The following is a 12,823-nucleotide window of genomic DNA, read 5'->3' as shown; positions in this document are numbered from 1 at the left end:
GCAGAACGCGCACGGCCGGAGCGAAGGCGGAGGTACGCAGAACGCGCACGGCCGGAGCGAAGGCGGAGGTACGCCTCAGCCCGGTGTACCGGTAGCCAGTTGCACCGCCACGACCCGTTCGGTGCCGTTCGGTGCGCGCACCCCCAGCCGCACTGTTTCGGTGGGTTTGCGGGTATCGATCACGGCGCGCAGGGCACGGGCGCTGGTGATGGCGCGGCCGTCGAGTGAGGTGATGATCTCCCCGGCCGCCAGGCCGGCGGTCTGCGCGGGCAACCCGTAGATCGCCATATCGATACGGGCGCCGTGCGGACGCGCATCGGAGATCAGGATGCCCAGGGTGGCGGTGGGACCGATATGCACGGATTCGGTAGGGGTGCCGGAGCGGATCTGGCTCACGATCCGCATGGCGGCGTCGATCGGCACGGCGTAGCCGTTGGGCGGGTCGGCGTCCTCGTTCGGTGGGGGGTCCCGGCTCCCTGACGCCGCCGCGATGACACCGACGACCGCACCGGTGTGATCGGTGAGGGCACCACCGGATTGGCCGGCGCTGACGGCGGCCTCGATCTCCAGCATGCCGGTGAGCGCCTGCCGGGACAGATCCTGCTGGTTCAGGGCCATGATCGTGCTGTCCAGATCGCTGATCTCGCCGGCGACCGCGGTAGCCGTACCACTACCGCCCGCATTGCCGACGGCCAGCACCTCATCGCGGACCCGGAGCCCGGCGGAACTGCCGATCCGGGCGGTGGCCAGGCCCTGAGCGCCGGTGAGGGAGAGCAGGGCGATATCGGCGTGGGCGTCGTAGCCGAGTACCTCGGCCGTGTACACGGCGCCACCGGCGACGCGGCTGACCCGGACGGTTTTCGCCCCCTTCACGACATGATGGCTGGTGAGAACCTGCCCTTCTCCGGTGAGCACGATGCCGGATCCGGCCGCCGCGGCACCGAACGGTCGGGCGGCGGCAGTGATGTTCACCAACACCGGGGAGAGGCCGCGCGTCAGCTCACTCGCGTTCAACGGGGGCGGCGCGGGACGTACCGGCGCCGCGACGATACTGCGACCGGGTTGCGATAGGCCGGGTAGCTCTACTCGATAGCCGAACAGCGCCCCCAGCGCCAGCACCGCCGCGAAGACCGTGATGAGCACGCGGCCCCCGCCGGTGGGTCCGCCGGAGCCGGTGCCCTGCCACTGGTTGTCCAAGGAGCCTCCCGCTGCCGCAGCCGATCACGACCATTGTCGCCCGGATCGCCGCGCGGCTGCCGGGTTTCTCGGCCATGGGGGAAGTTATCCACAGGCATCCCCAGTTATCCACAGGCCGGAGGCGGCCTGGGGAAAGACCAGCGGGATGCCTGTGGATTCGTTACCCGGGACAGCCCCGGTCACATCTACATCACATCGCCGACGACGGCCCTTTACACCGTTCGGGCCAAAACCGGCCCGGATGTCGGTGTCTACCCGGAAACCCGCTCCGGTCACCACCGCCGGAAATACTCCCGGTCCGTTATCCGGTGGAAACCGAATCAATAGATTTCCGGTATCCGGGCCGCTACGCCCGGCAATCCATCCACAGCCCCCGGCTCACATCCACGCCCCGGAATCGGGTTTTCCACAGACTTCTCCACAGTGTGGAGAAAGGTGCCGTAAGGCCGGAATCCCTTTGTTCGACGATGGCCGATTGTTCGATGATCGCCGATGCGATCGGCATTACCAGGGCGCTTCGAGTGGTTGCGGGCTGTCCGGAAACCGTCAGATGGTCGCGGTATCTATGACGAACCGATACCGCACATCACTGTCCACCACGCGCTCATATGCGCTGTCGATCTCGTCCGCGGAAATCAACTCGATTTCCGCGCCGATTCCGTGTTCGGCGCAGAAATTCACCATCTCCTGCGTTTGTTGGATACCACCGATCATCGAACCGGCCAGCGACCGGCGACGGCCTGCCAGCACCCGGGCCTGGACCTCGAACGGGGCCTCCGGCAACCCGAGGACGACCAGCGTCCCGTCCAGCCGCAGCAGCTTCATGTAGTCGTTGATCGGCAGATCCGCGGATACGGTGTTGATGATGAGATCGAAGCTGCTGCGCAGCTCCCGGAACACCTGCTTATTGCTGGTGGCGTAGTAGTGATGCGCGCCGAATCGTTTTCCGTCCTCCTGCTTGCTCAGCGAATGGCTCAACACGGTGACCTCGGCGCCCAGCGCGGCCGCGATTTTCACACCGATATGACCGAGCCCGCCCATTCCGATGATCGCGACCTTTTTACCCGGCCCGGCACCCCATTGTCGTAACGGTGAGTACAGGGTGATTCCGGCGCACAGCAGCGGCGCGGCCACCGATAGATCGATTCCCTCTGGGATGGCGACAACGAAGTCCGCGGTCACCACGATCTGCGTGGCGTATCCGCCCATGGTGTGCCCGCCCGGCTGCACTTCCTCCGGCACCCGCGTGTTGTACGTCATCACCGCGCCACGGGTACAGAACTGCTCCTCACTCTGCAGGCACGGCTCACATTTCCCGCAGGAATCCACCATGCAGCCGACGCCCACCCGGTCGCCGACGCGGTACCGGTCGACCGCCGACCCGACGGCCGCGACGGTACCCGCGATCTCGTGCCCCGGAACGCACGGATAGGCCGCGCCACCCCATTCGTTGCGGGCGGTGTGGATATCGGAATGGCAGATCCCGGCGTATTCGATATCGATCAGGACATCGTCGGGCCCGAGTTCCCGCCGCTCGATGGTGACCTTCTCGAACGCGGCATCGGGACCGGCCATCGCGTAGGCGGCTACAGCATTGCTCATGCGTCCATGCCTACCGTCGCATACCGGTATTTGCCAACGTCCGGCCGGGACAGTGTGTGCAGCGGAACTCTATTGTTCCGCCGCCGACTCGAGACGGCGGCGGACTCGGCGGGCGGCAGCGACCATATTGCGCAGGGCAGGTTCGAGTTGCCAGTGGTGGCGGGTCTTGAGTCCACCGTCCGGGTTGGCCCACAGCTGCTGCGGCCCGACCGCCGCCGCGGCGGCGGTGAGCAGTTCGTCCAGCTCGTCGATATCCGGGATCCGGGCCGACCGGCTCTCGTACACACCCGGGCCGGCCCCGTGGCTGAGTCCGTGGCCGGAGGCGTAGTCCTCCTCCAGCGCTTTCAGCACCCATTCGATGGACCGGGTGGCGACGATGGCGGTGACATCTGCGTCCAATTGCTCGATCGCCTCTACGATCTCCGTACGCCCCGAGTACGGGATATGGGTGTGGATCTGGGTACTGGGCGTCACGCCGGAGGTCGCGAGGCGGAAGGCGCCGATGGCCCAGCGCAGGTATTCGGCACGGCCTTCGGGCCGGGCCGGCCACAGCTCCCGCAACGCCGGCTCGTCGACCTGGATGATGCCGATCCCGGCCCGTTCCAGATCGACCACCTCGTCGCGAATGGCGAGCGCCACCTGGTCCGCGGTCTCGTACAGCGGCTGGTCCTGCCGGACGAACGAGCGCGCCACCATGGTGACAGGTCCGGTGACCATGCCCTTCACCGGTTTATCGGTCAGCGATTGCGCGTAGGTGATCCAGTCCACCGATATCGGGGCCGGTCGCGAAACGTCACCGTAGATGATCGGCGGACGCACACATCGCGAGCCGTACACCTGCACCCAGCCGAAATGCGTGGTGGCGAAACCGTCCAGCAGTTCGGCGAAATACTGGATCATGTCGTTGCGCTCGTGTTCGCCGTGCACCAGCACGTCGAGACCGATATCTTCCTGCAGCGCGATGGTCGCGGCGATTTCCGCCTCGATCTTCTTGCGATATTCGTCGTAGGACAGCCGGCCCTCACCCAGTTGATGACGGGCCTGCCGTGCCTCGGTGCTCTGTGGGTAGGACCCCAGCGTGGTGGCGGGCACCAGCGGCAGTTGCAACTTCTCCTGCTGCGCGGCGCGGCGCTCGGCATAGGGTGCGCGTTCGCGCATCTGCGGAGTGATCGCGTATACCCGCTGCCGCACCGCGTGCTTCTGTTTGAAATGCACCTCACCGGGGCGTTTACGCCATTTGTCCGAGGGCCCCTCGGTGAGTGCTTTGGCCAGCGAGACGACCTCGCCGACTTTCTGCTTCGCGAATGCGAGCCGATCGGCCACATTTCCGGGGATATCGTATTCGGCGAGCACATCATAGGGCACATGCAGCAATGTGGTGCCCGTGGAAACCACCAGATCAGGGCACACTTTCGCAAGCTCGTTCAGGTATTCCAGGGTCACGTAGCGATCGGCCCGCCACACGTTGGTACCGCTGATGACACCCGCGTACAGCCGTTTACGACGGATACCCGGAATACTCGCCAGATCTTCGGGCCGGATCCGGTAGGACGCGAGATCCACGCCGATCGCCTCCACCGCGGTACCCGCCAGAATGCGCAGCGCTTCACCGAAATCGCCGTATTGACCGGTGACCAGGATGCGCGGCCGCAGTGGCGCCTTGGCCAGCCGGTCGTAGACGCGTTCGAAGGCCGCGAGTTCGGCCGCCGAACGTTCGGCGGTGAAACAGGGTTCGTCCAACTGCACACAGGTGGCACCGCGCCGGGCCAGGATCTCGAACAGCTGCTCGTACACCGGTAGCAGCCGGTCCAGCAGGTCGACGGTGTCGAAGCCGGCGGATTCACCGGGCACACTGCCCGCCTTGGACAGCAGCAGCAACGACACCGGCCCCAGCACCACCGGCCGCTGTTCGATACCCACCGCCATCGCCCGGTCCCATTCGTCCAGCAGCGCTTCGGGATGCAGGGAGAATTCGGTGTCGGCGTCGAGTTCCGGCTGCCGGTAGTGGTAATTCGTTCCGAAGAAACGCACCAATTCCAGCGGCGGTAGATCAGGCCGGCCCCGCGCCATCAGAAAATAGAAGTCCAGCGGGTCCAGCTCGGCCCGGTATTCCTCGAAACGGGACGGGACCGCACCGAAGAGCAACGCGTTGTCCAGCACGTGGTCGTAGAAGGAGAATGTGTTCCCCGGCACCTGGGTCAGGCCGGTGGCGGCGAGTTCGTTGAACTGCTGTTCCTGGATATCACGTCCGACCGCGCGCAGTTCTTCCCGGGTGATCGCCCGCCGCCAGTACGCCTCGAGCGCGCGTTTGAGCTCCCGGTGCGGACCGATCCGCGGATACCCGAGCACACTCGACCCGAACCCATCACTGACGTTGACCATTGCCGACCTCCGTATTAATTTGCGTCGCCTTCGGCGCCGCGGGTCGGGGCCCTATTAACCCCGGTTCTTCACTCCTGCGCTCAGTCGCTGCGCTCCTTCGCTCCGTCGCTCCAGAACCGGGGCGGGCCCCGACGATGGATGCCGGCCGTCTGGGTAGACGGTACGTCCTGCGACAGGCGTACGAGAGCTACCCGGAGCAGGGGTTTACATGCGACCCTTGCGCACACCCCCCACGCAACCGCGGCACCCGGCCCGTATCCCCGGATCCGTACGCCTGCGACCCCATCGACCGACCTACGCCTTGTTGTACTGGTAGAACCCCGCCCCCGATTTCTTACCCAGCAGCCCCGCCTCGACCATGCGCATGAGCAACGGCGGCGCCGAGTACAGCGGCTCCTTGAATTCGCCGTACATCGAGTCGGCGATCGATTTCACCGTGTCGAGGCCGACCAGGTCGGTGAGTGCGAGCGGGCCCATCGGGTGGGCGCAACCGAGCACCATCGCCTTGTCGACATCTTCTTTGGTAGCGAAGCCGGACTCGACCATGCGGATCGCTGACAGCAGGTAAGGCACCAGTAGCGCATTGACCACGAAGCCGGAGCGGTCCGAGGAGCGGACAATCTCCTTGCCGAGGATTTCGGCGGCGAACTTCTCGGCCCGCTCGGTGACGGGAGGGCTGGTTTTGAGGGTGGTCACCAATTCGACGAGCGGCAGCACCGGCACCGGGTTGAAGAAGTGCATACCGACGACCCGCTCGGGGTTGTTGGTCGCCACCGCGATCTTCATGATCGGGATCGAGGAGGTGTTGGAGGCCAGCACCGCGCTGGGGTCGGTGACCACCTTGTCGAGTTCGGCGAAGATGGAGGTCTTGACCTTCTCGTCTTCCAGCACGGCTTCCACCACGAGCTGCCGATCGGCGAAATCGCCGAGGTCGGAGGTGAAGCGCAGCCGCCAGGCGGCCTGTTCCCGCTCGCGTTCGGTGATCTTGCCGCTACTGACGCCCCGGTCCAGGGACCGCAGGATCCGCGACCGGCCGGCGGCGGCGAGATCCCGGGTCTGCTCGTACACCAGCACATCGACATGCGCTCGAGCACACACCTCCGCGATACCGGCGCCCATCTGGCCGGCACCGATGATACCGACACGCTGAATCTTTTCGCTCACGTCTCGCTCCTGTGTTTATGGCGTCGCCTCCGGCGCCGCTGGGTCGGGGCCCTATTAACCCCGGTTCTTCACTCCGCCGCTCAGTCGCTTCGCTCCTTCGCTCTGTCGCTCCAGAACCGGGGCGGGCCCCGACCACGGAGGCCGACCATCCGGAGTAGAGGGAAGATGCGCGCGGACGTGCGCCTTGATCAACCTACGTAGGTTCACAGCACTGTGAGTGCTCAATAGTCGCCCATCTATGGACGGCCTGCCGCACGCGCATGTCGCACGCGATCGCTCGCTGCGCTCCTTCGCGCCGGGACCGGGGTGGACCCCGACCGTGAATACCGGCTTGCCAGGAGAAGGGTAGGCCGGAGGCGTCGGTGACGTCTGTCGTTTCTTTTCGACCACAGAAGGACCGAAGCCCCCTCGCCGGGCTGTTGCGAGGGGGCGGTACACCCCTACCGAGGTAGCGGGTCCGGAGTATCCACCGCAGGGTGGAATACCACGATCGGTCCCGGTGGACTCGAACCCGTGGGCCCGAGTCCGGCTCGGAGCGGAAACCCCGAGCCGGGGCCGTACTTCCGGCACCATTTCACGGTCGGCCGACAGGCCCGATTCCCGCACCGGATCCGAAAACGACCAGAATCCGGATCGCAGCACATCGATCCTCATCGCAACCACCACCTGGTGCCGAGTCTTACGAGGCCATCGAAAGGTTGGGGCCGTCTCGCCATCGGCCGAAGGTGCGCTACGGTCGCATTCCCCGGACGGTCGGCCGCACGTCGCGTGCGCGAAGCGCGAGTCTCGGTACCGAACGGCGAGACGGGCCTCGACCCCGCGGCGCCGGAGGGCGCCGCGGACAACTCAGTGGAACTGTCCTTCTTCGGTGGAGCCCTTCAGCGCCGCCGTCGAGGTGTTGGGGTCGACGGTGGTGGCGATGGTGTCGAAGTAGCCGGCGCCGACCTCACGCTGGTGCTTGATGGCGGTGAAGCCACGCTCGGCGGCGGCCTTGAACTCACGCTCCTGCAGGTCGACGAAGGCGGTCATACCCTCACGGGCGTAGCCGTAGGCCAGGTCGAACATGCCGTAGTTGAGCGAGTGGAAGCCGGCCAGGGTGATGAACTGGAACTTGAAGCCCATGGCGCCGAGTTCCCGCTGGAACTTCGCGATGGTGGCGTCGTCCAGGTGCGCCTTCCAGTTGAAGGACGGCGAGCAGTTGTAGGCCAGCAGCTGGTCCGGGAATTCGCTGCGGACGGATTCCGCGAACTTGCGCGCGACCTCGAGGTCCGGCACGCCGGTCTCCATCCAGATGAGGTCGGCGTACGGGGCGTAGGCCTTGGCCCGGGCGATGCAGGGCTCGATGCCGTTCTTCACTCCGAAGAAGCCTTCGGCGGTGCGAGTGCCGTCGAGGAACTCACGGTCGCGCTCGTCCACATCGGAGGTGATGAGGGTGGCGGCTTCGGCGTCGGTGCGGGCGATGATCACCGAGGGCACCTCGGCGACGTCGGAGGCCAGACGCGCGGAGGTCAGGGTGCGGATGTGCTGCTGGGTGGGGATGAGCACCTTGCCACCGAGGTGGCCACACTTCTTCTCCGAGGCCAGCTGGTCTTCCCAGTGCACACCGGCGGCACCGGCGGCGATCATGGCCTTCTGCAGTTCGTAGGCGTTCAGCGCGCCACCGAAGCCGGCTTCGGCGTCGGCGACGATCGGGGCCAGCCAGTTCTCGACCGAGGTGTCGCCTTCGACCTTGGCGATCTCGTCGGCGCGCAGCAGCGCGTTGTTGATGCGGCGGACCACGGCGGGCACCGAGTTGGCCGGGTAGAGGCTCTGGTCGGGGTAGGTGTGACCGGAGAGGTTCGCGTCACCGGCGACCTGCCAGCCCGACAGGTAGATGGCCTTGAGGCCGGCGCGGACCTGCTGCACCGCCATATTGCCGGTGAGGGCGCCCAGCGAATTGATGTAATCCTCGTTGTTCACCAGATCCCAGAGGATCTCCGAGCCACGACGCGCGAGGGTCTGCTCTTCGACAACGGTGCCCTGCAGCTTCGTAACCTGCTCGGCGGTGTAGTTGCGGGTGACGCCCTTCCAGCGCGGGTTGGTATCCCAATCCTGCTGGATTTCCTCGGCGGTCTTCGGGGTGCCGGTGGTCGACATCTTGCGACTCCACTTCCTTGTTCGGTCGGTCCGCCGGTCCGCGTCGACGAAGCGTTTCCGCGTCGCACTGCTGGAACGACGATTTGCAGGCTTGCAATGCCCGGTGGGTGTACTTCCACACCATGACACACCATCAAAATGCCGTCTACCTGTTGCTTCTGTGAATCTGAGCTAGGATCAGCCATCACTTTGCTAAGTCTGTGAAAGTTGCCAGCGCGTAGCCGCCGTCGATTCTACTCACCAGTAGCCCTGACATGGGCTTTTAGCGTAACGCCCGTACTGTTAGCGAAAGTATGAACCCGGCCCGAACCCACCACCCCGCGACACGAGCCTGTGAGGACGTTCATAACTGAAGTCGCCCGACCCCAGATGTGAACTACGTCCCGCCGCGAGTCACCGCCGAGGGACATCGACCGGCGAGGCAACCACATGCGTCGAGTTCTACGAGCCACCTCGAAGGGTTGAGGCCGTCCCGCCCGCCACCTTCGCGCCAGGCCCGGACTCCTCGCGAACCTCCCGGCCGGCGTCTCGTGGACCCCACCCGGTTTTCATCCTTCTTCCCGCCGCCGGGGAGCACAACTCACTGGTGAACCCCGAGAATTTCACAATATGCGCAGAACGGGACCGTGGCGCCACACAACACTTGGCCAACCATTCATGTTCTCGCCCGACGAGATTTTCGCAGGCGTGCCAAATTCACAGAGAACAGCGCTAGGGTGGCCGTCACGTGCGCGGTCATCGGTGACGGGTGCCGATAGTGAGCGCCTGCCCTCCGTCGCACGGTGGGATCGGAGCTGTTGATGCGCGACATCGTCGACGACCTGCTGCAGGTGTGGCGTTCGGGCCGGACGGGCGGGCTGGCCACCATCGTGCGCACGGGTGGTCAGGTGGATATTCCGGTGGGGACATCGATACTGGTGGACCCCGACGGAATGATCTACGGGACCATGGCGGCGACCGGGATAGAGGACACCGTCTACGAGTCCACCCTGCAGTCGGCCCGGACCGGTCAGCGCGCGCTGCACCGGCTGCCCGTACCCGGTGGCGAGGGCGCGGTGATCGATGTGTTCACCGAACCGTTCTCCCGCGGCCATTTCCCGGAATTCCCGACCATTGCCGCCGAAATAGCCGAGCACCGTCGGGTCACCGTTTTCACGGTGGTGTGGAATCCGGAGCCGGGAATGATCGGCCAGCATCTGATCACCGATAAAAGACATGCGACGGAACTGGTCTCGCTACCGCAGTCCGATATCTTCGTCGCCTCGTTCGCTCCGCCGCCGCTGCTGGTGATGTTCGGCGCCAATACCGTGGCCGCGGCGTTGTCGGCGCAAGCGCAGCTCCTCGGCTACCGGGTCGCCATCTGCGATCCACGACCCACGTTCGCGGTGCCGGAATCCTTCCCCGGCGCCGAAGTGGTCTGCGATTGGCCACACCGCTACCTGAACATGCTGGTCTCCGAGGGCGAGATCGATTCCTCCACCGGTATCGTGCTGGCCTCCCACGATCCGCAGTTCGAGATCCCGCTGCTCACCGTCGCGCTACGACTGCCGGAGATCGGTTATATCGGCGCGGTCGGTTCACTGGTCTCGAGCGCGCGCCGCCTCGACGATCTGCGGGCGAGCGGGTTCGACGATACGCAGCTGGCACGCCTGCACTCCCCTGCCGGAATGGATATCGGCGCGGCGACGGCCACCGAGACGGCACTGGCGGTGATCGCGGAGTTGGTGGCCGTGCGCAACGGCCGGCTCGGCCGGATCACGGTCTCGTTCCCGGCGGAGGCGGCGATCTGAGCCCAGTATCCCGTCGTTCCGGGTCGCACCGGAGGCGACCGAAATCATCCTCGCAATCCCGCCCCTCGATCTTGCGCCGGGCCGACTCTCGTGGACAGTGGTTCTCGTGATCCTCACCGTGACAATGAATCCCGCTTACGATGTGACCTACCGGGTCGAGAACTACACCCGCGGACAGACACATCGGGTTCGCTCGGTGGAGCAGCGTCTCGGCGGCAAGGGCATCAATGTCACCCGGGTGCTCAATCAATTGGGCCGCTATGCCCGCGCCACCGGGTTCGCCGATCACGCCTTCGCCGCGGCAGCCGAGGCCGAGATGCCGGTGGATTTCGTCCATGCGCTGCCCTGGGTCCGGCGCACCGTGGTGATCAGCGAATCCGATACCGGTACCGCGACCGCGTTCCGGGAACCCGGGGCGAGAATATCGAATCCGCACGCCTCCGAGCAGCTCGAAGTTCGGGTATCGGGGATGCTGCCGCATATCTCGGGTCTGGTGATCGCGGGATCACTACCCGACGGTATCGATCCCGGTCTACCCGCCCGGATCGCTCACGCGGCCCTGGATGCTGCGGTGCCCACAGTCTGCGATCTGCACGGACCGGCACTGCGGATGGTCGCCCGAGTCCCCGGGGTCGTGCTGCTGCCCGGTCTCGACGAATTCGAATCGCTCACCCACTGCCGTCCCGAGACTCCGGAGGCACTGCTCACCGCAACCCGGCCGCTGGTGGATCGCGGTGTGGGCGCGGTGATCGTGACCCGGGGACCGCTGGGCATGGTCGCGGTGACCCCGGACGGTTCCTGGGAGGCCCGGCTACCGGAACCGCTCACCGGTAATCCGACCGGCGCGGGTGATCCGGTGGCCGCCGCCGTGATCGCGGCCCTGGCCACCACGAAGACTCCGGATTGGCCGGCGATCCTCGTCGACGCGGTCGCGACCTCGGCCGCGTCGGTGGTCATTCCGGTGGCCGGGGAAATAGACCGGCGGTTGCGCGGTCATCTGGCGCCGACCGTGCTCGTCTCCGAGCTGGAGACCCCTGAACGGCAATCGACCGGGAACTGACCGGAAGCCTCTGTCGCGAGGCTTATTTCAGTACATACGGTGAGACCGAGCTCCGATGCTCGCTGATATCCAGGGTTTTGCCGAGCGGCGGGAACGCACGCTGAGGGCAGTTGGTGCGGTCGCATACCCGGCAGCCCGCGCCGATGGGGGTGGCGTTGGCCTCGCGCAGATCGATCCCGTCGGCGTACACCACCCGCGCCGCGTGCCGGATCTCGCAGCCCAGCCCGATCGCGAAGGTCTTACTGGGCTGTCCGTACCGTGTCGCCCGACGTTCCACCGTGCGCGCCACCCACAGATACTTGCGGCCGTCCGGCATCTGCGCGATCTGCGTCATGATCTTGCCGGGGTAGGCGAAGGTCTCGTACACATTCCACAGCGGGCAGGTGCCACCGCTGGAGGAGAAATGAAAACCGGTGGCGGACTGCCGTTTCGACATGTTCCCGGCCCGGTCGACCCGTACGAACGAGAAGGGCACCCCGCGTAGTTCCGGCCGCTGCAGCGTGGAGAGACGGTGGCAGATGGTCTCGTAGCTCTGCGCGAAGAACGCCGACAACCGTTCGATGTCGTAGCGGAAATCCTCGGCGACCTCGTGGAAGTAGGTGTAGGGCAGTACGGTGGCGGCGGCAAAATAGTTGGCCAGACCGAGCATTGCGAGTTTGCGTGCGTCCGGACCGGAGAAGTTGCCCTCGTCCACCAGTTTCTCCAGCAGCTGCCCGCATTCGAAATAGGCCAGTTCGGCGGCGAGTTTGAACAGACGCTGCCCACCGGACAGATGCGGCGCGATCTCGAGCACCTGATCATCCGGATCGTAGCGGTGCAGGACGCCTCCACCGAGATCGATACGTTCCACGATCCGCACACCGTGGGTACGCAGCACCTTGGGGATCTCGCTGTGCGCGTCGCCGTTGTGCAAACGGATCCGGTTGGCCAGTTCCTCTGCGGCGGTGTCGAGTTCGTGGATATAGTTCTGCCGCTGATAGAAGTAGTCGCGCACTTCCTCGTGCGGTTTGCTGATGGTGGCGCTACCGGAGCCGTCCGCGAATCTGTCCTCGGTGGCCGCGGCCAGCTGGGCGCTGGTGTTGCGGTAGCGGTTGTGCATATTGACCAGGGCCCGGGCCATACTCGGATGGGCCGAGACCATCTCCGCGATCTCGCGGGCGTCGGCCTCGATACCCAGTTCCTGGTCCATCACCACTTCCTGTAGCTCGGCGATGAGCCGGGTGTCGTCCTGCGGTGAGAAGAAGGTGGCCTCGACCCCGAAGACCTCGCTTATCCGCAGCAGAACCGGGACGGTGAGCGGCCGGACATCGTGCTCGATCTGGTTGAGATAGCTGGCCGAGATCTCCAGTTGCTGCGCCAGCGCCACCTGACTGAGCCCGCGTTCGGTCCGCAGCTGCCGCAACCGGGCGCCGACATAAGTCTTGGCCATGCGTCCAGCTTAGGGGTCGTTCGCACCGTGCGATACGCGGGTTAGCAAGAATTGCATATTCGA

Annotated in this window: 8 protein-coding genes; 2 read left to right on the top strand and 6 right to left on the bottom strand. The window is 65.6% G+C overall.

The window, feature by feature from the left end:
* Window positions 1–75: 75 nt before the first annotated feature.
* The 5 genes from IEY68_RS24285 to aceA all read right to left on the bottom strand — a co-directional run bounded on the left by IEY68_RS24285 (window position 76) and on the right by aceA (window position 8,481).
* Window positions 76–1,197: a S1C family serine protease gene (locus tag IEY68_RS24285; RefSeq protein WP_062999695.1), complete on the bottom strand. Its 1,122-nt coding sequence runs from the start codon at window positions 1,195–1,197 to the stop codon at window positions 76–78.
* Between the two features lie 546 nt (window positions 1,198–1,743).
* The gene (locus IEY68_RS24280; RefSeq protein ID WP_062999693.1) at window positions 1,744–2,799 is read right to left on the bottom strand and encodes an NAD(P)-dependent alcohol dehydrogenase; all 1,056 of its coding nucleotides are present in this window, start codon (window positions 2,797–2,799) and stop codon (window positions 1,744–1,746) included.
* 69 nt (window positions 2,800–2,868) lie between these two features.
* Window positions 2,869–5,181 (bottom strand): 5-methyltetrahydropteroyltriglutamate--homocysteine S-methyltransferase, encoded by a 2,313-nt coding sequence (metE, locus tag IEY68_RS24275; protein ID WP_062999691.1) that lies wholly within the window; start codon window positions 5,179–5,181, stop codon window positions 2,869–2,871.
* Window positions 5,182–5,475: 294 nt separating this feature from the next.
* Window positions 5,476–6,345, bottom strand: a complete 870-nt coding sequence (locus tag IEY68_RS24270) for a 3-hydroxybutyryl-CoA dehydrogenase (protein WP_189094476.1) — start codon at window positions 6,343–6,345, stop codon at window positions 5,476–5,478.
* An 846-nt stretch (window positions 6,346–7,191) separates the two neighbouring features.
* Entirely contained in the window at window positions 7,192–8,481 is a 1,290-nt protein-coding gene (gene aceA / locus IEY68_RS24265) for an isocitrate lyase (protein ID WP_062999677.1), read from the bottom strand.
* 800 nt (window positions 8,482–9,281) lie between these two features.
* On the opposite strand from aceA, the gene IEY68_RS24260 reads away from it, so the two are divergent.
* Together IEY68_RS24260 and IEY68_RS24255 are read left to right on the top strand one after the other, a co-directional pair.
* On the top strand, window positions 9,282–10,271 hold the full coding sequence (locus IEY68_RS24260; RefSeq protein ID WP_062999687.1) for an XdhC family protein: 990 nt from the start codon (window positions 9,282–9,284) through the stop codon (window positions 10,269–10,271).
* Window positions 10,272–10,377: 106 nt separating this feature from the next.
* A complete protein-coding gene (locus IEY68_RS24255; protein WP_063916389.1) occupies window positions 10,378–11,331 on the top strand; it encodes a hexose kinase in 954 nt (317 codons plus the stop codon).
* A gap of 22 nt (window positions 11,332–11,353) precedes the next feature.
* On the opposite strand, the gene ramB is transcribed toward IEY68_RS24255, so the two are convergent.
* Window positions 11,354–12,760: an acetate metabolism transcriptional regulator RamB gene (gene ramB / locus IEY68_RS24250; RefSeq protein WP_062999675.1), complete on the bottom strand. Its 1,407-nt coding sequence runs from the start codon at window positions 12,758–12,760 to the stop codon at window positions 11,354–11,356.
* Window positions 12,761–12,823: the final 63 nt, after the last annotated feature.

Origin of the sequence: Nocardia jinanensis, from assembly GCF_014645735.1 — a bacterium.
Lineage (GTDB): Bacteria > Actinomycetota > Actinomycetes > Mycobacteriales > Mycobacteriaceae > Nocardia > Nocardia jinanensis.
Note: the sequence above shows the minus strand (reverse complement) of the source record. Positions and strands in the feature narration are given on the sequence as shown.